General features: G+C 42.5%; 23 protein-coding genes. 15 read left to right on the top strand and 8 right to left on the bottom strand.

Annotated features, from left to right (window positions below; all coding sequences use genetic code 11):
- Positions 1–4: 4 nt before the first annotated feature.
- Entirely contained in the window at positions 5–1,750 is a 1,746-nt protein-coding gene (gene aspS / locus IWX76_RS06800) for an aspartate--tRNA ligase (protein ID WP_196859158.1), read from the bottom strand.
- A gap of 108 nt (positions 1,751–1,858) precedes the next feature.
- Here aspS and IWX76_RS06795 point away from each other — a divergent pair, with 108 nt between their 5' ends.
- The 4 genes from IWX76_RS06795 (at position 1,859) to IWX76_RS06780 (ending at position 5,688) form a co-directional block, all read left to right on the top strand.
- Entirely contained in the window at positions 1,859–2,647 is a 789-nt protein-coding gene (locus IWX76_RS06795) for a TerC family protein (RefSeq protein ID WP_334641409.1), read from the top strand.
- A 67-nt stretch (positions 2,648–2,714) separates the two neighbouring features.
- Positions 2,715–3,770, top strand: coding sequence for a nucleoid-associated protein (locus IWX76_RS06790; RefSeq protein WP_196859157.1), 1,056 nt, complete (start codon positions 2,715–2,717; stop codon positions 3,768–3,770).
- Between the two features lie 89 nt (positions 3,771–3,859).
- Complete coding sequence (locus IWX76_RS06785) at positions 3,860–5,431, top strand: MFS transporter (RefSeq protein WP_196859156.1); 1,572 nt, start codon at positions 3,860–3,862, stop codon at positions 5,429–5,431.
- Positions 5,428–5,688, top strand: a complete 261-nt coding sequence (locus tag IWX76_RS06780; RefSeq protein WP_196859155.1) for a DUF6814 family protein — start codon at positions 5,428–5,430, stop codon at positions 5,686–5,688. Before IWX76_RS06785 ends, IWX76_RS06780 begins: the two co-directional genes overlap by 4 nt.
- Here IWX76_RS06780 and IWX76_RS06775 read toward each other — a convergent pair.
- Positions 5,675–6,862 carry a class I SAM-dependent rRNA methyltransferase gene (locus tag IWX76_RS06775; RefSeq protein ID WP_196859154.1) on the bottom strand — a complete coding sequence of 396 codons (1,188 nt, stop codon included), beginning with the start codon at positions 6,860–6,862 and terminating at the stop codon, positions 5,675–5,677. The two genes, IWX76_RS06780 and IWX76_RS06775, sit on opposite strands and share 14 nt — an antisense overlap.
- A 37-nt stretch (positions 6,863–6,899) precedes the next feature.
- Here IWX76_RS06775 and IWX76_RS06770 point away from each other — a divergent pair, with 37 nt between their 5' ends.
- The 3 genes from IWX76_RS06770 to IWX76_RS06760 all read left to right on the top strand — a co-directional run bounded on the left by IWX76_RS06770 (position 6,900) and on the right by IWX76_RS06760 (position 8,397).
- Positions 6,900–7,235 carry a tRNA-binding protein gene (locus IWX76_RS06770; RefSeq protein WP_196860017.1) on the top strand — a complete coding sequence of 112 codons (336 nt, stop codon included), beginning with the start codon at positions 6,900–6,902 and terminating at the stop codon, positions 7,233–7,235.
- Complete coding sequence (locus IWX76_RS06765; protein ID WP_196859153.1) at positions 7,236–7,706, top strand: nucleoside deaminase; 471 nt, start codon at positions 7,236–7,238, stop codon at positions 7,704–7,706.
- A 79-nt stretch (positions 7,707–7,785) separates the two neighbouring features.
- Entirely contained in the window at positions 7,786–8,397 is a 612-nt protein-coding gene (locus tag IWX76_RS06760) for a superoxide dismutase (protein ID WP_196859152.1), read from the top strand.
- 340 nt (positions 8,398–8,737) lie between these two features.
- Here the strand turns inward: IWX76_RS06760 and IWX76_RS06755 are convergent, their stop codons facing one another.
- Positions 8,738–9,670, bottom strand: coding sequence for a hydrogen peroxide-inducible genes activator (locus IWX76_RS06755; RefSeq protein WP_196859151.1), 933 nt, complete (start codon positions 9,668–9,670; stop codon positions 8,738–8,740).
- A 20-nt stretch (positions 9,671–9,690) separates the two neighbouring features.
- Entirely contained in the window at positions 9,691–10,638 is a 948-nt protein-coding gene (gene fcl, locus IWX76_RS06750) for a GDP-L-fucose synthase (RefSeq protein WP_196859150.1), read from the bottom strand.
- A gap of 89 nt (positions 10,639–10,727) precedes the next feature.
- Between fcl and trmB the strand changes: the two genes are divergently transcribed.
- From trmB to IWX76_RS06730, 4 genes are read left to right on the top strand one after another with little or no spacing between them, the layout of a single operon-like run.
- Positions 10,728–11,378 (top strand): tRNA (guanosine(46)-N7)-methyltransferase TrmB, encoded by a 651-nt coding sequence (trmB, locus tag IWX76_RS06745; protein ID WP_196860016.1) that lies wholly within the window; start codon positions 10,728–10,730, stop codon positions 11,376–11,378.
- A 14-nt stretch (positions 11,379–11,392) separates the two neighbouring features.
- On the top strand, positions 11,393–11,719 hold the full coding sequence (locus tag IWX76_RS06740) for an MGMT family protein (RefSeq protein WP_196859149.1): 327 nt from the start codon (positions 11,393–11,395) through the stop codon (positions 11,717–11,719).
- Positions 11,720–11,759: 40 nt separating this feature from the next.
- Positions 11,760–12,101, top strand: a complete 342-nt coding sequence (locus IWX76_RS06735) for a carboxymuconolactone decarboxylase family protein (protein WP_196859148.1) — start codon at positions 11,760–11,762, stop codon at positions 12,099–12,101.
- An 11-nt stretch (positions 12,102–12,112) separates the two neighbouring features.
- Positions 12,113–12,676, top strand: coding sequence for a DNA-3-methyladenine glycosylase I (locus tag IWX76_RS06730; RefSeq protein WP_196859147.1), 564 nt, complete (start codon positions 12,113–12,115; stop codon positions 12,674–12,676).
- A 1-nt stretch (position 12,677) separates the two neighbouring features.
- Here IWX76_RS06730 and IWX76_RS06725 read toward each other — a convergent pair whose 3' ends face one another.
- Positions 12,678–13,364 carry a hypothetical protein gene (locus IWX76_RS06725; RefSeq protein ID WP_334641407.1) on the bottom strand — a complete coding sequence of 229 codons (687 nt, stop codon included), beginning with the start codon at positions 13,362–13,364 and terminating at the stop codon, positions 12,678–12,680.
- A 177-nt stretch (positions 13,365–13,541) separates the two neighbouring features.
- Between IWX76_RS06725 and polA the strand changes: the two genes are divergently transcribed.
- Entirely contained in the window at positions 13,542–16,349 is a 2,808-nt protein-coding gene (gene polA / locus IWX76_RS06720; RefSeq protein WP_196859146.1) for a DNA polymerase I, read from the top strand.
- A gap of 87 nt (positions 16,350–16,436) precedes the next feature.
- Here the strand turns inward: polA and IWX76_RS06715 are convergent, their stop codons facing one another.
- From IWX76_RS06715 to namA, 3 genes are read right to left on the bottom strand one after another with little or no spacing between them, the layout of a single operon-like run.
- Complete coding sequence (locus tag IWX76_RS06715; protein ID WP_196859145.1) at positions 16,437–17,114, bottom strand: metal-dependent hydrolase; 678 nt, start codon at positions 17,112–17,114, stop codon at positions 16,437–16,439.
- A 9-nt stretch (positions 17,115–17,123) separates the two neighbouring features.
- Complete coding sequence (locus IWX76_RS06710) at positions 17,124–17,429, bottom strand: YbaB/EbfC family nucleoid-associated protein (protein ID WP_196859144.1); 306 nt, start codon at positions 17,427–17,429, stop codon at positions 17,124–17,126.
- Positions 17,430–17,466: 37 nt separating this feature from the next.
- Positions 17,467–18,558, bottom strand: a complete 1,092-nt coding sequence (gene namA, locus IWX76_RS06705; RefSeq protein WP_196859143.1) for an NADPH dehydrogenase NamA — start codon at positions 18,556–18,558, stop codon at positions 17,467–17,469.
- A gap of 395 nt (positions 18,559–18,953) precedes the next feature.
- On the opposite strand from namA, the gene IWX76_RS06700 reads away from it, so the two are divergent.
- From IWX76_RS06700 to argC, 3 genes are read left to right on the top strand one after another with little or no spacing between them, the layout of a single operon-like run.
- A complete protein-coding gene (locus IWX76_RS06700) occupies positions 18,954–19,607 on the top strand; it encodes a GNAT family N-acetyltransferase (protein WP_196859142.1) in 654 nt (217 codons plus the stop codon).
- A gap of 39 nt (positions 19,608–19,646) precedes the next feature.
- Positions 19,647–20,840, top strand: a complete 1,194-nt coding sequence (gene argG / locus IWX76_RS06695) for an argininosuccinate synthase (protein WP_196859141.1) — start codon at positions 19,647–19,649, stop codon at positions 20,838–20,840.
- Positions 20,830–21,801 (top strand): N-acetyl-gamma-glutamyl-phosphate reductase, encoded by a 972-nt coding sequence (gene argC / locus IWX76_RS06690; RefSeq protein WP_196859140.1) that lies wholly within the window; start codon positions 20,830–20,832, stop codon positions 21,799–21,801. Before argG ends, argC begins: the two co-directional genes overlap by 11 nt.
- The last annotated feature ends 24 nt before the right edge of the window (positions 21,802–21,825 follow it).

Genomic DNA, 21,825 nt, shown 5'->3' with positions numbered 1-21,825 from the left:
CAGCTTAGACCGTTGTTTTTATTTTCAGTTCTTTCAATTGTTTATCATCGATGGTTGAAGGGCTATCGATCATTACATCTCTGCCTGAGTTATTTTTAGGGAATGCAATCACATCTCTGATGCTATCTAAACCTGCAAAAATAGAGCACAAGCGGTCAAAACCAAAGGCAATACCGCCATGTGGTGGTGCGCCAAATTCAAAGGCATCCATTAAAAAGCCGAATTGTTTCTGCGCTTCCTCTGGTGAAAAGCCTAAATGTTTAAACATTAAGGCCTGCAATGTCCGATCATGTATCCGGATAGAACCTCCACCGATTTCCGTTCCATTAACAACCATATCATAGGCGTTAGCCCTTACTTCTCCCGGATTCGTGTCTAACAACGCGATATCTTCAGGTTTCGGTGAGGTAAATGGATGGTGCATGGCATGATAACGTTCTGATTCCTCATCCCATTCCAATAGTGGGAAATCAAGTACCCACAGGGCACTGTAAACATCTTTATTGCGTAGGCCTAAACGGTTGCCCATTTCTAAACGCAGCTCACTTAATTGTTTGCGTACTTTATCCGTGCTGCCTGCCATGATTAACATTAGGTCGCCGGGTTGTGACCCTAAAGCGGCCGACCATTTGGCAAGCTCTTCTTCACTGTAAAATTTATCAACCGATGATTTTAACGTGCCGTCACCATTGTGTCTACAATAAATTAAACCTGTTGCACCAATTTGTGGACGTTTGATAAAGTCTGTTAATTCATCCACCTGTTTGCGGGTGTAACTTGAACAGCCTTTTGCATTAATTCCGATTACCAATTCTGCCTGTTCAAAAACAGGGAAGTTATGGCCTTTCACCGTAGCCGTTAAATCAACAAACTGCATGTCAAAACGGGTATCTGGTTTATCAGAACCATACAAGCGCATGGCATCAGCATATTGCATTCTTGGCACCTCCGGAAGGTCAATACCCTTAATGTCTTTAAACAAGGTGCGAATCAAGCCTTCAAAGGTATTTAAGATGTCTTCTTGTTCAATGAAAGACATTTCACAGTCGATTTGTGTAAACTCTGGCTGCCTGTCTGCACGTAAGTCTTCATCTCTAAAGCACTTTACAATTTGGAAATAGCGGTCAAAGCCAGACACCATCAGCAACTGTTTGAAAGTTTGTGGCGATTGTGGCAAGGCGTAGAACTCCCCTGCATTCATTCTGCTTGGTACCACGAAATCACGTGCACCTTCAGGTGTAGATTTGATCAATACCGGTGTTTCCACTTCAATAAAATCAAGTCCGTCCAGGTAACGTCTTACTGCCTGGGCCATGCGGTGGCGCAGAATCATGTTGTTACGTACAGGCGTTCTTCTTAAATCTAGGTAACGGTATTTCATGCGAAGGTCATCGCCGCCATCCGTTTCATCCTCAATTAAAAAAGGAGGTATTTTTGAAGCATTAAGCACTTCAAGGTCTGATATTTTGATTTCTACATCACCTGTAGACATTTTTGCATTTTTATTGGAACGTTCTACTACAGTTCCGGTAGCCTTAATCACAAACTCACGACCCAGTTTTCTTGCTGCTTCGCACAGTTCCTGGTTATCGTCCATATTAAAAACTAACTGGGTAATTCCATAGCGGTCGCGTACGTCAATAAAAGTCATTCCACCCAGGTCCCTGGATTTTTGTACCCAACCACAGAGAATGACATTCTCTCCAAGATTTTCTATCGTTAAAGCGCCGCAAGTCGTTGTTCTTAGCATTTTTGTATCGTTAAGTTGCAAAAATATTCATTTTATTCCCATATCCATGCAAGGGGCTAAAAGTTTGGCGCGCTTTTTATATCTTTAGTTCCATATTTCTAAAAAAACATGATCGAATTATTGAGTAACCCCGCAGCGTGGATTTCCCTGCTTACGCTTACCCTCCTAGAAATAGTTCTAGGTATTGATAACATTATTTTCATCTCCATCCTGTCCTCCAAATTACCGGCTGACCAGCAAAAAAGAGCCAGAAAAATAGGCTTGGCATTAGCCATGGTGACCAGGGTGTTACTCTTACTTTCGTTAAGCTGGGTGATGAGTTTAACCTCAAACATCTTTAACATTGGTTCCTGGTTTAATTTAAGCGATTCAGAACTGTTGAGTAAACTGGCGATTTCTGGAAGAGACCTGATCCTGATCTTTGGTGGTTTATTCCTGATCTATAAAAGTACCCATGAGATTCACTTAAAGTTAGAAGGTGAAGAAGAAGAAGGGGGAACACCAAAAGTGCATACTTTTAGTGGTGTCATCACTCAAATTCTATTGTTGGACATTGTTTTCTCTTTAGACTCCGTAATTACGGCGGTAGGGATGGCAGACCATGTAGAAATTATGATTGCAGCAGTAATTATTGCGGTAATTATTATGATGATCTCTGCTGATGCCATTAGTAATTTTGTAAACAATCACCCAACGGTTAAAATGCTGGCTTTATCGTTCTTATTGCTCATTGGTGTTTCCCTGTTAGCAGAAGGTTTCGATCAGCATATTCCAAAAGGTTATATCTATTTCGCCATGGCCTTCTCAATCCTGGTTGAAATGCTTAACCTTAAAATGTCGAAGAAAAATAAAAAACCAGTGGCGCTTAGAGACACTCCGAAAGAAAATAAGGTTTAATTTATTGGTGCTAGTCAATTAGGAAAAGTACTTTTGCCGTTTACCTAACGGCAGAAGTACTTTTTTTATGATCTCATTTTTCGAAGCCTCCCTGGCAGAACTTTCCATCCATAGAATCGGCAACAAGTCAGCTGATGAGTTTTATGTCCTTTCTGATGAATCACTTGTCCTGGCCGATGAACAATTAAAAGAACTCTTACTGCAATACTTCCTAAGTCCTTACCTAAAGGTGAACGAGATTTACCGTTTTTTTCATCCCAATGATGATCTAAACCTGAATGAAGTGTATCACTTTGCTGAAGCCATCTTCGAAAAAGGCGGCAACTTCCATGAGAACAGTCAGCAACTGGCTAAATACCTCTACGAAGTTTCCAGTCACCCGAAAATAAAATCAGGAGAGCTTTACGTAGCCTATGTTGAAAACGTACAAATTGAAGGGGAGACTCACGATGCCATTGGGATATTCAAGTCTGAAAACAAGGAAACCTACCTCAAAGTATACCCTGAAAATGCCGGTTTTGGCGTGAGTTATGAGCAGGATGCGATTAACATCAGCAAACTAGACAAAGGCTGCCTGATCATTAACTGCGAGAAAGAAGAAGGCTATAAAGTAGCGGTGATCGATCAAACCAACCGTAGCGCCGAAGCGGTATACTGGAAAGATGAATTCCTGAAACTTAAAATCAGGAACGACAACTACAACCAGACCAACAATGTACTGGGCGTTTATAAGGAATTCGTGACCCAGAAACTAGATGAAGACTTCGAGATCTCCAAAGCCGACAAGATTGACCTGTTGAATAAGTCGATGAAGTATTTTAAAGACAAAGAGACCTTTGATATCGATGAGTTTTCTAATGAAGTGATTGCCAACGAAGAAGGCATTGCTTCTTTTAAAAACTTTAAAAAAAGCTATGAGGAAGAATACGACACCAGTATTGCTGATAACTTTGACATCTCTGAGGCGGCAGTAAAAAAGCAAGCCAAAGCATTTAAGAGCATTATTAAGCTCGATAAAAACTTCCACATTTATATCCATGGCAATAAAGAGCTGATAGAGAAAGGCTTCGACGATGACCGATCTATGAATTACTACAAAGTATTCTTTAAAGAAGAGTTATAGTTTTCTGTACATTAAGGCTAAAGTATTTGCGTTTAATTCATAATAAATTGTAGATTTATTTTCGAAGCCAAATATTTCCTTAACGTACGATGAGTATAGCCCCTGAAAAGAATAACATTTTTAAAGTCATCGGTGCATCCTCCCTGGGCACCTTAATTGAATGGTACGATTTCTACATATTTGGTAGCCTGGCCATGGTTATTGGGACACAATTGTTTCCCGCAGATGCTGGGGCCTCGGCCCTGATCAATACCCTGGCCATCTTTGCCGCAGGTTTTATCGTCAGGCCCTTTGGAGCACTGGTCTTTGGCCGTTTAGGTGATCTCATCGGGCGAAAACACACCTTTTTACTCACGCTCGTATTAATGGGTGGTTCCACCTTTTTAATAGGCCTCATTCCTTCCTATTCAAGTATCGGTTATGCAGCCCCAATATTGGTGCTTATATTGCGATTAGTACAAGGTTTAGCCTTAGGTGGCGAATATGGTGGGGCAGCAACCTATGTTGCTGAACATGCACCTGCCAACAAGCGCGGCTTTTTTACCAGCTGGATCCAGACCACTGCTACAGGGGGCTTATTCCTTTCCATCGGGGTCATTGTACTAACGAAAAATATGCTGGGTGCTGAAGATTTTGCGAGCTGGGGCTGGCGCATTCCTTTTTTATTATCCATTTTATTAGTTGGCGTGTCCATCTATATCAGGATGAAAATGCATGAATCGCCTATGTTCAGTAAACTTAAGGCAGAAGGTAAAGTCTCTAAAAACCCGTTAAAGGACAGTTTTAGTAAAAAAGGAAACTTTAAAATGGTGTTGCTTGCCTTATTTGGTGCCACCATGGGGCAGGGTGTCATCTGGTACACTGGGCAGTTCTATGCGCAGTCCTTCCTGGAAAACACCTGTAAAGTAGATTTTAACGACTCCCGGTATATCCTGCTCTGGGGTATTGCCTTTGCTACACCGTTCTTTGTTATTTTCGGATCCTGGAGTGATCGGGTAGGGCGCAAATGGATCATGCTCACCGGCATGCTCTTAGGTGTCATTTTCTACCGGCCAATATACCAGGTGTTTCTTGATGATACCGATGTGTCAAAAATCACCCAGGCTGATATTCTTGACACCAGCGCCCCGGTAATCACCCGTGCAGCTATTGGTGCCAGTACAGACAGTTTAATTACCACCTCTTTCAGGGTTAACCTGTTAAGTGGAGCATCGTTTACGCAAATACAGTCACATACCAAGTTTACCGATCCGGCTAAAGCTAATGAGCTTCATCCTGATACGCATATCGATAAAAAACTAAGTACTGGTGTTTTCTGGAAATTTATTGCTTTAATCTTCTTCCAGATTCTGCTGGTGACCATGGTGTATGGCCCTATTGCTGCTTTTTTAGTAGAACTGTTTCCAACTAAAATCAGGTACACTTCCATGTCTTTGCCTTACCATGTGGGTAATGGCGTTTTTGGAGGCTTAGTGCCATTCATTGCTACCTTAATTGCCAGTTTTGCTGGTTCCAATCCATTGTCGGGTTTATGGTATCCAATAGGTATTGCCGCATTAAGTTTTGTCATCGGCGCCATCTACCTGTCCAATAAAAAACCAGATCATGGCGAAGTAGAACACGAAGAAGCTGTTCAACCTGAAAAAATCAACGTATCATGAACAAAATGAAAAAAGCATTGGGTATCGTCTGGATGTTATTGGCTCCGATATCCATCATTTTCCTGCTGTTGCAGGCCATTGAAAAGGTGGGGTTGGCCGCAGAAGGTGTCGACAAAACAAATACAGCCCTTCAATGGGGCATTATCCTGTTTATTTTTATTCCCATCAGTGCCGGACTGGTCATTTTTGGCTATTATGCCATGAAAGGGGAGTATGATCAACTCCCCGAAGATCATGACGAAATTACAATACCCTAATTAACAGCCCTTTCAGGTATTCGCCTTCAGAAAAGGAAATCCTGACCGGGTGATCTTCTGGTTGGTTAAACTGTTTTAGGATCTGTACTTCTTTGCCGGCATCTAAAGCTGCCCAGGCAATAATCTGTTTGAAGGTATCGATATCTACCGCTCCAGAGCAAGAGAACGTGGCCATTAAACCACCGCTTTCCAGCAAGAGCATGCCCATACGATTTAAATCTTTATAGGCACGTGCCGCTCGGTCTAATGCAGACCTGGAAGGGGCATATTTTGGCGGATCAAGAATAATGATGTCAAACTTCTTTCCTTCCTCTTTAAAGATGCGCAGCTGCTTGTTTACGTCCGACTGTATACTTTCCTGCTTTGCAGGATCAAAGCCGTTTAAAACCACGTTATGTTGCAGCGTTTCTAAAGCAAGCGCAGAGCTGTCTACACTGGTTACATGTGCCGCACCCAGGCTTAAGCTATTTAACGTGAAACCACCGCTATAGCTAAAACAGTCCAGCACTTGTTTACCCGATGCATATTCTGCCAGTATACGGCGGTTATCGCGCTGGTCGCAATAGAATCCCGACTTTTGCCCTTCGGCGATATTGATATGATAAAGGATATTATTTTCTTTAACCTCGATAAACTCAGGTGGCATTTCTCCCCAAAGTAAACCTTGTGTAGCTTCCAGGTTCTCATGGGTACGTGCATTGGCATCACTTTTATCGAAAATACCAAGGGGTTGTAATTCTTCTCTTAAGATGTCAATGATATCAGCTTTAATGGTTTCCATGCCGGCACTTAATACCTGCAGCGATAGGAAATCGGCATATTTATCTACAATTAACCCCGGCAGGAAATCTGCTTCACTAAAAACCAGTCGGCAAGTATTCGTTTCCCCGCTTTGCAACACATGCTGGCGGGCAGCAATGGCTTTTTGAAGCCTTTCCTGGTACCATGACTTGTCGATCACCTTGCTTTCATCCCATTCTAAAAGTCTCACGGCAACCCTCGATTGCGCATTGTAATAGCCATAGGCAAGAAACTCTTTGTCTGCTGCACGTACCGTAACCACTTCTCCATTTGCCGGTTCACCTTTAACCCGGTCAATTGCACCCGAAAACATCCAGGGGTGGTGTTGTAGCGCCGCTTTTTCTTTGCCTTTTTTGAGTATTACATCGATCATGGGAGCAAAGGTAGAAAAAAGCAGTATTTTTACGCTGATGGAAGAAATAAACTGGTCCGACTTCGAAAAAGTAGAGCTGCGGGCAGGAACAATTTTAGAAGTTCTCGCCTTTCCTGAAGCCAGGAAACCGGCTTACAAACTCAAAGTAGATTTCGGTGAATTAGGCGTTAAGTGGAGTTCTGCGCAGGTCACTACTTTATATACCGCCGACGAATTGCTAGGCGAACAAGTAGTAGGCGTAGTTAATTTCCCTAAAAAACAAATAGGCAAGTTTATGTCTGAATTTCTGGTGACCGGTTTTGAAGATGAACAAGGTGCCATTGTATTAACAACGCTAAAAGGGCGGGTGCCGAACGGCAAAAAAATGGCGTAGATGTATTTTAATTTTTCAGAAGAAGAAGATCCGGTAAAAGCGGACGAACATTACATGCGACTGGCCTTACAAGAGGCACAGAAAGCTTATGATGCAGAGGAGATCCCCATTGGGGCAGTTGTGGTGTGTAAGGGCAGGGTTGTAGGTAAAGGTCATAATTTAACCGAACAGCTTAACGATGTCACGGCACATGCCGAAATGCAGGCCTTTACAGCCGCCAGTCAGACATTAGGGGGCAAGTACCTTAAAGATTGCACTTTATATGTTACTATAGAGCCTTGTGTGATGTGTGCCGGTGCCAGTTACTGGATGCAGGTATCGCGCATTGTATTTGGTGCCAGAGAAGAGAAAAGGGGCTTTATTAGCAAGGGAACACACTTATTACACCCCAAAACAACGTTGACACAAGGTGTTCTCGCCTCAGAATGTGCAGCACTCATGACGCGGTTCTTTTCCAGCAAGCGTGGCTAACTTGACAAAGAATTGAACAAAAGTTAACCTTTGATTGTTATATTTGTTTATAAATTATTTTAAACTTAATCATAATTATATGGCTTTTGAATTACCTGCGTTACCTTACGCAACAGATGCATTAGAACCGCATATCGATAAACAAACCATGGAAATTCACCATGGCAAACACCACCAGGCTTATGTTACCAATTTAAACAAAGCTTTAGAAGGTAAAGCCGAAGCTTCACAATCCATCGAAGAGATCGTTAAAAACATAGATAAATTTCCTGCTGCAGTTAGAAATAACGGTGGTGGTCATTTTAACCACTCTTTATTTTGGGAAGTAATCGGGCCAAACAAAGGTGGCGAGCCTTCAGGTGAATTAGCAGAAGCAATCAAGGCTGCTTTTGGTTCATTTGAAGACTTTAAAACAAAGTTTGCTGAAGCTGGCGCTACGCGTTTCGGTTCAGGATGGGCTTGGTTAAGTGTTGCTGCTGATGGTAAATTAGTAGTTTCTTCTACACCTAACCAGGATAACCCTTTAATGAACGTAGCTGAAGTTCAGGGAACACCAATCTTAGGAATGGATGTTTGGGAACATGCTTACTACTTAAAATATCAAAACAAACGTCCAGATTATATCGCTGCATTTTTTAATGTAGTGAACTGGGATGCTGTTGCTGACCGTTTCAGCAAAGCAAAAGCTTAGTATATAGCTTTAATAATAGTATAGGAGCCGGTCATTGAAAAATGACCGGCTTTTTTATTGATGAATATTTAGTGCTTAGCATGGGAAGTCGACTGACCTGAAGGGATAGTTTGTTTCTTTGTCTCTGGGTGGTCTCTAGGGGGTTGCTTCGCCCTCTCGTCGCCCTCTCTTCGCCTTAGGTTCGCCCCTGGCCGAAGCAACCCCCTGGAGACGGCGATGTGACCCTTAATGGACGGCCTCATGCCTGGTAGCCGCAGTTCAGTTTCATTTCGACCAAACACAAAAAAACCTGCCATCAAATTAATGAGGCAGGTTTTTTCTTCTTAACAGGTCTTCGACCCTATATACCAATAATATCTTTTTTCTTTTTCGTTTTCATGGACTTCGGCACCACTTCCATAATTTCTTCCTTAAACGCATTCAGCATGCGTTTTTTGATAAAGTTTTTGTGGGTCACCAAACTAATCTCCCGCACAGGTTCAGGGTTTTTGAAAGGCCTGATTTTGCTGAGCTGTTTAGCGTTCAAATCAGCAAGGGCCAATTCAGGGATAATGGTAGCGCCGTTGTTTAAGTCGACCATCCTGATCAGTGTTTCTACACTGCCCGTGTTATAGGTCAGTCCCTGCAGCCTGTTTTCTTTCGTAGAGCGGCAGATGTTAAGCACCTGCGAACGCATGCAATGCCTTTCGTTGAGCAGCCACATGTTTTCCGACTCCAGGTCATCAGGGTCTATCGTTTTCTTTTTGAATAACTTACTGTTCTTGCTGATGTAGGTCACGAAGTTCTCGTAAAACAGCGGATCTTCCATAATCGCTTCATCAACCAATGGGGTAGCCAGTAATCCGCAATCCAACACCCCGGTTTTGAGGTGGTGAATAATGTCATCGGTGGTGTATTCCCAGATCATTAACTTCAATCCGGGGTATTTCTCCATCATGGAGGCAATCACCTGCGGAAGCAGGTAAGGCGCCAGGGTAGGAATAATGCCTACACGGATTTCACCAGCAATGTCCTGCTGCTGACTATTGATAATTTCCTTAACCTTATGGCTTTCCTGTAATACAATGCGGGCCTGCTCAATAATCTGTGCACCTATTTCGGTAGGGATTACCGGTTGCCTGCTGCGGTCAAAGATTTTCACATTGAGCATTTCTTCCAGCTTTTGTACCTGCATGCTTAAGGTAGGTTGGGTAACAAAGCATTTTTCAGCTGCACCAACGAAACTACGGTAGGTATCTACCGCTACAATGTATTCCAGTTGTACCAGGGTCATAGGCTAAGAAGTTAGTGTCCTTAAGATTGTGTAACCGGTTCGCTGTGTTTTGCCAGGAAATCCTGATAAGCAAGGGCAATACCTTGTTCCAGATTAACCTTATGTTTCCAACCTAAACCATGCAGTTTGGTTACATCCATCAGTTTTCTAGGTGTGCCATCAGGTTTACTGCTGTCAAAAGTAAGTTCACCTTCAAAGCCAATCACCTTTTTAATCAGCAAGGCAAGATCTTTAATGGTCAGGTCTTCACCGGTACCAATGTTAATCAGGTGGCTCTCGTTAAACACGTCCATCAGGAAATAACAAGCATCAGCCAGGTCGTCAGCAAAAAGAAATTCGCGCATTGGCGATCCCGAACCCCAGATGGTTACTTCAGGGGTTCCGTTAACTTTCGCTTCATGAAACTTTCTGATTAACGCTGGTAAAACGTGTGAGTTCTCTGGGTGGTAATTATCGTTATAACCATATAAATTGGTTGGCATCACCGACACGAAATTGCAGTTATATTGATCACGGTAAGCATCACAAAGTTTTATGCCTGCAATCTTAGCTATGGCGTAAGGCTCATTGGTTTCTTCCAATACGCCGGTTAACAGGTATTCTTCTTTTAAAGGCTGTGGTGCCAGTTTAGGATAAATACAGCTGGAGCCTAAAAACATCAGTTTTTTGACGTTGTTTAAGTACGACTGATGGATCACATTATTTTGTATGCACAGGTTTTCGTAAAGAAAATCTGCCCGGTAGGTATTATTGGCAATGATTCCGCCTACTTTAGCAGCAGCCAGAAACACATATTCAGGCTTTTCACGCTCAAAAAAGGCTTTTACCGCCTGTTGGTCACGCAAATCAAGTTCCGAAGAAGTCCTGGTGATCAATTTTGTAAAACCTTCATTCTTTAGTTTCCGATGTATAGCGGATCCAACCATTCCACGGTGACCAGCTATATAGATTTTTGATGTTTTTTCCAAAATAGTGTAAATGTTTAAGCAAAAGTACAAAAGAATCGGCTACGGTGGTGAGTAGATTTATTGTATTTTTGCATAAATTAAGAAAAATAGTGGGTAAGGACAAATTAAGAAAATTTACAGAGATAGACACCTTTGCAAATGTCTATCAATTAGAAGAGGGAAAGGCACTTAAGGGAAAATGGGTGCAGGAACATTTTAAGAATGAAAACCCGCTAATTTTAGAATTGGCTTGCGGAAAAGGGGAGTATTCAGTGGGGCTGTCCAGGCTCTTTCCAGAAAAGAACTTCATTGGCATAGACCTGAAAGGTAATAGGATTTGGCGTGGTGCAAGGACTGGTGTAGATGAGGGTATTGAAAACCTAGCCTTCCTGAGGATACAGATTGAGGATATTGTAGACTATTTTGGTGAAAATGAAGTAGATGAAATTTGGATTACCTTTCCTGATCCACAGCCACAGGAAAGTCGTGAGAAAAAACGGCTCACTTTCCCAGGTTTCTTAAACAAGTACAAACAATTGTTAAAACCAGGGGGTAAAATTAATCTAAAGACAGATAATGATGGTTTATACCAGTATACGGTTGATACTGTGGAAGCACTGGGCTTAGTATGCCATAAAAAAACAGACCAGTTGTATACATCTCCATATTACGATGAGGTGCTGTCTATCAAAACCCATTATGAGCGGATTTACCTTAAACACGATAAAAATATTAATTACATTCAGTTCTCTTTAGTTTAGCTTTTAATTGCGCCATGGAACAGTCCTTTTATGATCAGGTTTACGAGTTGGTCAGGCTCATCCCCAGGGGGAGGGTAACGTCCTATGGTGCTATCGCTAAAAGTCTGGGTGCTGGAGGTTCATCACGCCTGGTGGGTTATGCCCTGCGTTTTGCAGGCACGGTTCATCCACCGGTACCCTCATTTCGGGTGGTAAACCGGGTAGGACTGCTTACGGGTAAGTTTCATTTTAACCCACCCGAACTGATGGAGCAATTGCTGGAAAAAGAAGGCATCCCCATTAAAGACAATAAAGTGCAAAATTTTAAGCTGTATTTTTGGGATCCTTTAGTAGAATTATAAATAATATACGGATAACATATCAAATTAACACCCGATTAACATGGGAAAATTAGTAGAAGAATTTAATGGCTACCGTTCAAAAATGAACGAAAGGGTGATGGAAACCGCCAATACCAATATCAAGCGTTTTTTTGCTTTAGACACCACTTCCTATGCGGAAGGTGCTTTAAATGTAAAAACCAAAGAAATGTTAGGCCTGGTTGCCTCCATGGTGTTGCGTTGCGACGATTGTATCAAGTATCACCTGGAAAAGTGTTTTAACGAAGGGGTAACCGATGAAGAATTGAACGAAGTGTTTATGATTGCTAACCTGGTGGGTGGCTCTATTGTGATCCCTCACTATCGCCGTGCGGTAGAATTCTGGGATGATTTAAAAGCTTAAAATCAATAACAATGGAGGCAGTACTAAAAAGATGTGCATGGTGTGGTACCGATCCTTTATATGTGAAGTACCATGATGAGGAGTGGGGCAAACCTGTTACCGATGACCAGGTGCTGTTCGAGTTTTTAATTCTGGAAGGTGCCCAGGCGGGTTTAAGCTGGATCACTATTTTACGTCGCCGGGAGGGCTATAGAAAAGCTTTTGCTGATTTTGACGTGAACAAAGTGGCCGCCTTTAACGAGCAGGATGAGGAGCGTTTAATGAACGATACCGGCATCATCAGAAACCGGCTTAAAATTAAGGCTGCCATTAGCAATGCCCGTTTATTTATTGCCTTGCAGCAGGAATTCGGTTCTTTTGCCAATTACATCTGGGGCTACCTTCCTGACCGTAAGCCCATTTTAAATCAGGTATCAGGCCCTGGCGATGTGCCTGCCCGTTCTGAGCTGTCTGATGCGATTAGCAAAGACATGAAAAAAAGAGGCTTTAAGTTCTTTGGGACGACGATTTGTTACGCACATATGCAGGCCACAGGTATGGTGAATGATCACCAGGCCGACTGCCACTGCAGGTAAGTTAACGTTGCGTGGCGTTGTAGGCTTTTACAAAGGCCTGCACATTTTTAGCATCGAAATCTTCAGTTGTTTTCAGGCGCTCTACCAAATCTTCGTCATTACTTAGTTTCTGAAGTAAAATATTTTTAACGGCTTCTGTTTTGTTACCTGACATACCGGTTAAAGGGATTTCCTGTATGGGGCCGCTGCCTGGTTTCTCTATATAATAAGTGATGGCCTGGTTTTTCTTCTGCTTTTTACGGCCTCCCCCGCCACCGATCATGATACCACCACCAAAACCAACGCCACCATATCCGCCAGAGCCTATACCTACGCCAATTGACGGCCGTACCCTTACGCGGCGTTCTGGTTCTTCACCTTCCTTAACAGATGAGCTTCCTAAGGAGTACAGGTTGATTTCGCCGGTTTCTTCCGCTTTCAAAAAGCGTGTTTCCATCTTTTCTTTCAGCAACAAGGTTTTGCTTATATAGATGTCACCGTTCCATAAAAATTCCTTGATGTCTGCTGCTTTAAATTTCTGTACCACATCATCGTCACGCAGCAGCTGCACTTCAGTAGCACTGGCTCCTTTAATGGTACCCCGAACGAAGTTGCCATCTTCAATAATAACGGCGTCCTGGGCGGATGAACTGAAGCTGAACAGGCATAAAACAAGGGCTAAAAGGGAAATGGGAATAAACTTCATCATGTATTAATTAACGTAAAATAGGAGGTACAGGTATAGAACAAAATTAAAGATAATAAGGGCAGTTTTAAACGCGATTGTTAACTTTGATAAAACCATGATTAATCATGACATTTTTAAAATGTGAAACCATCATGAGCTGATGATTGCTTCATCACCTGTGAAAATCAATATAAATAAATGAAAAAACTTTTTCTTCTTGATGGCATGGCGCTCATCTACAGAGCACATTTTGCCTTAAGTAAAAGCCCTAGGTTCACGTCTACTGGTATCAATACTTCTGCCGTAATGGGTTTTGCCAATACCTTAATGGAGGTGCTTCGCAAAGAAAAACCTACCCATATTGCTGTGGTATTTGATACCGACGCTCCTACAGAGCGCCATACTGATTTTGAAGCTTATAAAGCCCATCGTCAGGCTATGCCTGAAGATCTTTCTGCGGCCTTACCTTATGTGTTTAAATTGATTGAAGGTTTCAACATCCCGGTCATTACTAAGGATGGTTTTGAGGCCGATGATATTATTGGTACCCTGGCCAAGGAAGCGGAAAAAAAGGGTTTTACGGTGTTTTGTATGACACCTGATAAAGATTTTGCCCAACTGGTGTCTGAAAATATATTTATCTATAAACCTGCCAGAATGGGCAATGATATGGAGATTATTGGCGTGCCCGAAGTGCTGAATAAATGGGAAATTGAAAATGTTTTACAGGTGATTGATATCCTGGGTCTTTGGGGTGATGCTGTAGATAACATTCCAGGCATTCCGGGTATAGGCGAAAAAACCGCTAAACTGTTGATCAAACAATATGGATCGGTAGAAAATATCATTGCCAATGCCCATGAATTAAAAGGTAAACAACGTGAAAACGTGATCATGTTTGCCGAGCAGGGCATGGTTTCTAAAAAACTGGCGACGATTATTTTAGATGTTCCCGTTGAATTTGATGAAAAGGCTTTGACACTGGATGAGCCAAACCGTGAACTGCTGGAGCCTTTATTTGCCGAGCTGGAATTCCGCACATTAGGGAAACGCGTATTTGGTGAAGACTTTACCTTGGGTAGCAATGACCAAAATGGGTCGCAGCAAATTGATTTGTTTAGTCCCCAGAAAGATCAAGCCACCACATCTACGGTATTCGTGGCACCGCCATCTTTGTTTGAACAACCCAGTGCTAAAACAATCCTGGATGTAGAAACCGATTACCAGCTTGTAGATACGGCAGAGAAAAGAAAGGCATTGATCGCATTGCTGTTACAGCAGGAAAGTGTATCATTTGATACTGAAACTACCGGTACGGATGCAAACATGGCCGAGTTGGTGGGACTATCGTTTTCCATTAAGCCGGGCACGGGTTACTACATTCCGCTGTCGGCCGACCGTCATGAAGTTCAGCTGATTGTAGATGAATTTAGGCCAATATTAGAAAATGAAACGATCGGTAAAACCGGACAAAACATAAAATACGATATCCTGGTGATGAAGTGGTATGATGTTCACCTGAAGGGTAAACTCTTTGATACCATGCTTGCGCATTACCTTATTGACCCGGATACCCGACATAACATGGATGTGCTCTCTGAGAATTACCTGAATTACCGCCCGATTTCCATCACTACTTTAATTGGTGCGAAAGGCAAAAAACAAGGCACCATGCGAGATGTTCCTGTAGAACAAGTTGTTGATTACGCTGCGGAAGATGCTGATGTGACCTTACAGCTGGCAGAGGTTTTTGAGCCGATGCTGAAAGAACTGAATGCTTACGACCTGGCCATGGAGGTAGAAAATCCATTGGTTTATGTATTGGCCGACATTGAAAAAGAAGGCGTAAAGATTGACGTGGACACCTTGCTGAACTACAGTAAGGAGCTAGAAACCTCGATTAGAATCTTTGAAAAGAATGTTTTTGATAAATGTGGTACTACCTTTAACCTGGCTTCGCCAAAACAATTGGGTGAGGTACTTTTTGATAAATTGCAGTTAGATCCCAAAGCCAAGAAAACGAAAACCGGACAATACCAGACGGGCGAAGATGTATTGCTGGCCCTGGCCAGTAAGAGCGATATTGTACAAGATATCCTTGATTTCCGCCAATTACAGAAATTAAAGTCGACCTATGTGGATGCTTTACCTTTAATGGTGAATCCGAAAACTGGCCGTGTACACACCAGCTATAACCAGGCGGTGGCTGCTACAGGCAGGTTAAGTTCTAATAACCCCAATTTGCAGAACATTCCCATCCGCACGGAACGTGGCCGTGAAGTGAGGAAAGCCTTTATACCACGCGATGAAAATCATGTGTTGTTGTCTGCCGATTATTCGCAGATTGAATTGCGCATCATTGCAGAGATCAGTAAGGAAGAGAACATGCTGGAAGCCTTTAAGCAGGGACTAGATATTCACACCGCTACTGCAGCGAAAGTTTATGGGGTAACGATTGAAGAAGTCAGTTCAGAACAACGCCGGAATGCCAAAGCAGTAAACTTTGGAATCATCTATGGGCAATCTGCATTCGGCTTGTCACAGAGTCTGGGTATACCACGTAAAGAGGCCGCTGCGATCATTGAGCAATATTTTGTGCAGTACCCAGGTATCAAAAGGTACATGACCGATACGATGAACTTTGCACGTGAAAACGGCTTTGTAGAAACCCTCATGGGACGTAGAAGGTATTTAAGGGACATCAATTCTGCCAACCAAACCGTAAGAGGATTTGCGGAGCGAAATGCGATCAATGCCCCGATACAAGGTTCGGCTGCGGACATGATTAAGGTGGCGATGATTAACATCCATAGCGATATGAAAAGCAGGGGACTTCAATCTAAAATGACCATGCAGGTACATGATGAGTTGGTGTTTGATGTGTTGCGTACGGAAGTGGCGGAGATGAAAGAAATCATTGCCCATCGCATGAAAACCGCGATGAAAACTTCGGTGCCTATAGAAGTAGAAATAGGCGAAGGCGATAATTGGCTGGAAGCGCACTAATTCTCATTACAAAAAGACGGTAATTAAAAATGCCCCAGAATTGCTTAGCTTTTCTGGGGCATTTTTAATTAATAAGGGTATCGTTATTTACAATTCAATGGTTTCACCGATCGCTGGTAAATACAATTGTTTATTTTCTCTGTTAAACTTGGCTACGGCTTCTTCCGGATCAATTTCTATCACGGGGAAGGTATTGTAATGTACGCCAATCACCTTATCGCAGTTGATTAGTTTAGTGGCTACAAGGGCATCGTCTACGTCCATGGTATAATTTCCACCGATAGGTAAAATGGCATAATCCAATTTGTAGAGGTCAGCCAATAAAGACATGTCGGCATTCAAAGAAGTATCGCCGGCAAAATAAATGGCTTTACCCGCAGTTTCTAATACATAACCTGCCGGGTTACCGCCGTAACTGCCGTCGGGATTGGAGCTGGAGTGTGTTGCCCAAACCATGCGTAGCGTACCGAAATCAAATTTATGCTTGCCAAAATTCATTTCGTGAATATTGGTTACCCCTTGTTTTTCGGCCCAGGCCATTACCTCTACCATACCGATCACCTTAGCTTTGGTTTGTTCGGCTAAAACAACCAGGTCGGCCACATGGTCGCCGTGTCCATGGCTCACCAGGATATAGTCGGCTTCAATGGTTTTAATATCGATATGTTTTGCTAAGGGATTAGGGGTAATAAAAGGATCAAACAGAAACTTTACACCATCTGCTTCCAGTAGAAAACAGGATTGTCCGTAATACGTATATTTCATGATCAGGATTTAGCTTCCAAACATTCCACCTAAACCACCAAGCATATCTTTCGTTGCCGATTGCATCTCAGTAGCACTTACCTGATCTGCCTGGGCTAAGGCTTTATTGATGGCGGTTAACAATAATTCTTCCAGTTCTTCTTTGTCTGCCTGCTTAAAAAAAGCTTCGTCAATTTCAACAGCGGTAATTGCTTTATTTGCTGTGGCGGTAATTTTGATGGCTCCTCCTTCTACTTCTCCGTAAACGGATACCGTATCTAATCTTTTTTTAATCTCTTCCGCTTTCTGCTGAGCGGCCATTAATTTATCGAACATATGAGTTAGTTTATTTTAAAAACGAAATTAAGCGAAATTAGTTTAATTTATTGAGGTCTTTTTTCCTTGGCTTGGCTCTTTCATATTGTTTTGGCCAGGATAAATCATCACCAAGTTCAAGGGCAGCATGTAAAGGGAAATAAGGATCGCGCAGGAAAGCCCTGGCTAAAAAAATGAGGTCGGCCTGTTGTGCATCTAACACCATTTCAGCTTGTTTAGCGGAGGTAATTAAACCCACAGCTCCGGTTAATATACCTGTTGCTTGTCTGATTTCTTCTGCAAATTTCACCTGATAACCAGGGGATAGGGGTATCTGTTGGTGTTCAGATAAACCGCCCGATGAGCAGTCGATTAAATCAACACCCAGTGGTATTAACAATTTGGTGAGTGCGATGGAGTCTTCTGCCGTCCAGCCACCTTCAGTCCAGTCTGTCGCCGAAATCCGCACAAATAAGGCATTTTCACTTGGCCATACTTCTTTTACACTTTCTATGACTTCAACTAATAACCGAATGCGATTTTCAAAGCTTCCACCGTATTCATCGGTCCGTAGGTTACTCAGCGGCGATAAAAACTGATGGATCAGGTAACCATGAGCCGCATGGATCTCTATCATTTCATAACCGGCTGTTAAGGAGCGCTGTGCAGCTGCTTTAAAGTCTGATTTGATCTTTTCTATTCCCTCCTGGTCCAACGCAATTGGGGCACGGTCTCCTTCATGAAAAGGCTGTGCACTTGGCGCTACGGTAGGCCAGCTGCCTGGTCCCTCGTTTACCTGATTGCCGCCTGCCCAGGGTGGATTAGCACTGGCTTTGCGGCCCGCATGTGCCAGCTGGATGCCGGGTACAGCGCCCTGGTCTTTTAGGAAAGTAGTAATTTTTTGATACATGGCCAGGTGTTCGTCTTTCCAGATACCTAAGTCGCCCGCAGAAATACGCCCTTCGGGCGAAACCGCTGTAGCTTCCTGAATAATCAGGGCAGCGCCACCTACGGCGCGGCTACCTAAATGCACCAGGTGGAAGTCGTTTGCAAAGCCATCTTCTGCCGAATACTGGCACATGGGCGACACTACGATTCTGTTTTTAAGCGTCAGGTTTTTTATTTGAATAGGGGAGAAGAGTTTAGACATATTTTTAGTTTAATACAAACGTAACAATAGCCTCTTATATTTGTTTAATACCTAGTGTAAAGGGAGTTTCATTTTCATAGCTGGATTGTAAAAAAATAAAAAAGTTATTGCACAACTCAGAATTTATTTAAACCTTTGCCTTTCAAGTAATTTAAATAGGGAAACAAACAAAAAATGAGCAAGCAAAGCGTACATAAACTGTCAATCTTAGAAGCAAAGAACATTGCTTCCAGAAGTTTATTTATTGAGCGCCTGCATACTGTGTTTTTTGTGACGACGAACCGGCAAAATTATACACCCCGTATTTGAGTTTTCTCAACACTCAGCTGCCAGAGGTAGCGTTCCTCTACAAAACCAATTAATCCTTTTTTTTATCTTTTTTCGTTATCCTATTAATGAATATAAACGATTTTATAGTGCAAGTTGCACTTCCTGAACATCGTGTTTTTGCAGAAGAAATCTGCGAAGAAATGGCTGAATCTGCTAAAGCCCGTGGTACGGGTATAGCTAAGCGTTCGGCCGACTATGTTGCGGGCAAAATCTCTGATGGTAAAGCTGTAATCGCCTTTCATAAGGATGGCAGCTGGGCTGGCTTTTGTTACATCGAAACCTGGAGCCATGGCATGTTTGTGGCCAATTCCGGACTGATCGTTAACCCCAAGTTTAGAAAAGTAGGGCTGGCCAATGCCATTAAACATAAAATATTTGAATTATCGCGTATTAAATACCCTAAAGCTAAAATATTTGGCTTAACTACGGGTTTAGCGGTGATGAAAATCAATTCTGACCTCGGCTATGAACCAGTTACCTATTCGGAACTTACCCAGGATGAAGAGTTCTGGAAAGGCTGTCAAAGCTGTGTGAATTTTGAGATCCTGAAAAGTAAGGACCGCAAAAATTGCATGTGTACGGCCATGTTATATGACCCGGCAACACAAAAACATGAGGTAGCTAAGAAGTTTGCCGAAGAGCTGGAAAGAAAACCTAAACTCTACGAACGTTTTATGCGCATCAAACAACGCCTGGTGATGATTAAAGCCAAGCCTTGAATTATAATTGCTAATTTTAAAAAATACAAATAGATACAAATGAAGAAAAAGGTTGTTTTAGCTTTTAGCGGAGGTTTAGATACCTCCTTCTGTTGCATCCATCTTGCACAGGATCGCGGATTGGAAGTACATTCGGTTATTGTAAACACGGGTGGTTTTTCTGAAAAAGAATTACAGGAGATTGAAAGCCGGGCATATGCTTTAGGTGTGGCTTCTCATGCGGTAGTTGATGAAACAGCTAATTACTATGATAGTTGTATTAAATATTTAATTTTTGGTAATGTATTGAAAAATGCAACTTACCCGCTTTCTGTAAGTGCAGAACGTGTAAGTCAGGCTACGGCCATTGCCAATTATGTGAAAAAAATTGGTGCCGATTACGTAGCACACGGCAGTACCGGTGCAGGTAACGACCAGGTTCGTTTTGATATGATTTTTAACATCATCATTCCGAACGTAGAAATTATTACGCCAATAAGAGACCTAAAGCTGTCGAGAGAAGCAGAAATAGAATACTTAAAAAATCATGGTGTAGAATACAGCGCTGAAAAAGCAAGGTATTCTATCAATAAAGGCCTTTGGGGTACTTCAGTAGGTGGGCAGGAAACATTGACTTCTCATTTAACCCTTCCTGAAGAGGCATGGCCAACGCCCGTTTCTGAAACAGAAGCCCGTAACGTTGAACTTACTTTTGAAAAAGGTGAACTGGTTGCCATTGATGGCGAGACCATGGCGCCGGTTGCTGCTATACAAAAACTGCAGGCTATTGCCCAGCCTTATGGCATTGGTCGCGATATCCATGTGGGTGATACCATTATCGGTATTAAAGGCCGTGTAGGTTTTGAAGCTGCTGCACCGATGGTGATTATCAAAGCACACCATACTTTAGAAAAACATACCCTTACCAAATGGCAGTTGTCGTGGAAAGAGCAATTGGGTTCTTTTTATGGGAACTGGCTGCATGAAGGTCAGTTCCATGATCCGATTATGAGAAACATGGAAGCCTTTTTAGCAGATACCCAGAAAACCGTGAGCGGAAAAGTGTTTGTAACCCTTTTACCTTACCGTTTCCAGGTTAATGGTATTGAGTCGGCACACGACTTAATGAGCAATAAGTTCGGTAGTTATGGCGAGATGAACAATGCCTGGAGTGGTGAAGATGTTAAAGGATTCTCTAAGATCTTTGGTAACCAGGTGATGATCTGGCATAAAGTTAACGGCCATGAAGATTAAAGCAGGCATTGTGGGTGGCGCAGGTTATACGGGCGGAGAAATGCTGCGTATCCTGATCAACCACCCATCGGTTGACATTGCCTTTGTATTAAGCAGCAGCAATGAAGGAAACCTGATTTCCGATGTTCATACCGATCTTTTTGGCGAAACAGACCTGCGCTTTAGCGCAGATCTGTTGCAAGATATTGATGTGTTGTTTCTTTGTGTTGGCCACGGCGATGCAAAAAAATACCTGGCTGCTCATTTCATTAACCCTTCGGTTAAGATCATTGATTTGAGTCAGGATTTCAGGTTAAAAGCCCATGCCGGTAACGACTGGATCTATGGCTTGCCTGAATTAAACCGCGAGGAGATTAAAAAAGCACAGTACATTGCTAATCCAGGTTGTTTTGCTACTTGTATTCAGCTGGCATTGCTTCCTTTAGCCGCTGCAGGCGCCTTGAAAAACGAAGTGCAGATCAATGCGACTACGGGTTCAACCGGTGCTGGACAAAGCCTTTCTGCTACGTCACATTTCAGCTGGCGCAACAATAACCTTTCTGTTTACAAAGCTTTCGACCACCAGCATTTAAATGAAATTGGCGAAAGCTTATTGAAAGTTGATGCTAAATTTAACAGTACACTTAACTTTATTCCACAGCGCGGAGATTTTACCAGAGGGATCTTAGCCTCCGTATATACGGAGACTGATCTTTCTGAAGAAGCCTTGCTGCAGATTTATGAAGATTTTTATGCTGATCAGGCATTTACGCATGTAAGCAAGAAAAATATCCACCTGAAACAGGTGGTGAATACCAATAAAGGACTACTTCATGTAGAAAAACATGGAAATAAGGCATTCATTGTAAGTATTATTGATAATTTGTTAAAAGGGGCAAGTGGCCAGGCGGTTCAAAACATGAACCTGATGTTTGGCCTACCCGAACGGCAAGGCTTGCAACTTAAAGCATCTGCATTTTAACAACGAATCGATTATCCTTAAAAA

Source organism: Pedobacter sp. CAN_A7 (assembly GCF_015752175.1).
Lineage (GTDB): Bacteria > Bacteroidota > Bacteroidia > Sphingobacteriales > Sphingobacteriaceae > Pedobacter.
The sequence above is the reverse complement of the archived record's forward strand: the minus strand, read 5'-3'. Positions and strand labels throughout refer to the sequence as shown.

Coding starts and splice junctions, on each gene's coding strand:
- IWX76_RS06785 (WP_196859156.1), top strand. CDS start 3,860: ATGAGTATAGCCCCTGAAAAGAATAACATTTTTAAAGTCATCGGTGCA.
- IWX76_RS06795 (WP_334641409.1), top strand. CDS start 1,859: ATGATCGAATTATTGAGTAACCCCGCAGCGTGGATTTCCCTGCTTACG.
- IWX76_RS06770 (WP_196860017.1), top strand. CDS start 6,900: ATGGAAGAAATAAACTGGTCCGACTTCGAAAAAGTAGAGCTGCGGGCA.
- IWX76_RS06700 (WP_196859142.1), top strand. CDS start 18,954: ATGAATATAAACGATTTTATAGTGCAAGTTGCACTTCCTGAACATCGT.
- IWX76_RS06760 (WP_196859152.1), top strand. CDS start 7,786: ATGGCTTTTGAATTACCTGCGTTACCTTACGCAACAGATGCATTAGAA.
- IWX76_RS06790 (WP_196859157.1), top strand. CDS start 2,715: ATGATCTCATTTTTCGAAGCCTCCCTGGCAGAACTTTCCATCCATAGA.
- IWX76_RS06755 (WP_196859151.1), bottom strand. CDS start 9,670: ATGACCCTGGTACAACTGGAATACATTGTAGCGGTAGATACCTACCGT.
- IWX76_RS06740 (WP_196859149.1), top strand. CDS start 11,393: ATGGAACAGTCCTTTTATGATCAGGTTTACGAGTTGGTCAGGCTCATC.
- IWX76_RS06715 (WP_196859145.1), bottom strand. CDS start 17,114: ATGAAATATACGTATTACGGACAATCCTGTTTTCTACTGGAAGCAGAT.
- IWX76_RS06765 (WP_196859153.1), top strand. CDS start 7,236: ATGTATTTTAATTTTTCAGAAGAAGAAGATCCGGTAAAAGCGGACGAA.
- argG (WP_196859141.1), top strand. CDS start 19,647: ATGAAGAAAAAGGTTGTTTTAGCTTTTAGCGGAGGTTTAGATACCTCC.
- IWX76_RS06725 (WP_334641407.1), bottom strand. CDS start 13,364: ATGATGAAGTTTATTCCCATTTCCCTTTTAGCCCTTGTTTTATGCCTG.
- IWX76_RS06710 (WP_196859144.1), bottom strand. CDS start 17,429: ATGTTCGATAAATTAATGGCCGCTCAGCAGAAAGCGGAAGAGATTAAA.
- aspS (WP_196859158.1), bottom strand. CDS start 1,750: ATGCTAAGAACAACGACTTGCGGCGCTTTAACGATAGAAAATCTTGGA.
- IWX76_RS06735 (WP_196859148.1), top strand. CDS start 11,760: ATGGGAAAATTAGTAGAAGAATTTAATGGCTACCGTTCAAAAATGAAC.
- polA (WP_196859146.1), top strand. CDS start 13,542: ATGAAAAAACTTTTTCTTCTTGATGGCATGGCGCTCATCTACAGAGCA.
- namA (WP_196859143.1), bottom strand. CDS start 18,558: ATGTCTAAACTCTTCTCCCCTATTCAAATAAAAAACCTGACGCTTAAA.
- argC (WP_196859140.1), top strand. CDS start 20,830: ATGAAGATTAAAGCAGGCATTGTGGGTGGCGCAGGTTATACGGGCGGA.
- IWX76_RS06775 (WP_196859154.1), bottom strand. CDS start 6,862: ATGATCGATGTAATACTCAAAAAAGGCAAAGAAAAAGCGGCGCTACAA.
- IWX76_RS06780 (WP_196859155.1), top strand. CDS start 5,428: ATGAACAAAATGAAAAAAGCATTGGGTATCGTCTGGATGTTATTGGCT.
- IWX76_RS06730 (WP_196859147.1), top strand. CDS start 12,113: ATGGAGGCAGTACTAAAAAGATGTGCATGGTGTGGTACCGATCCTTTA.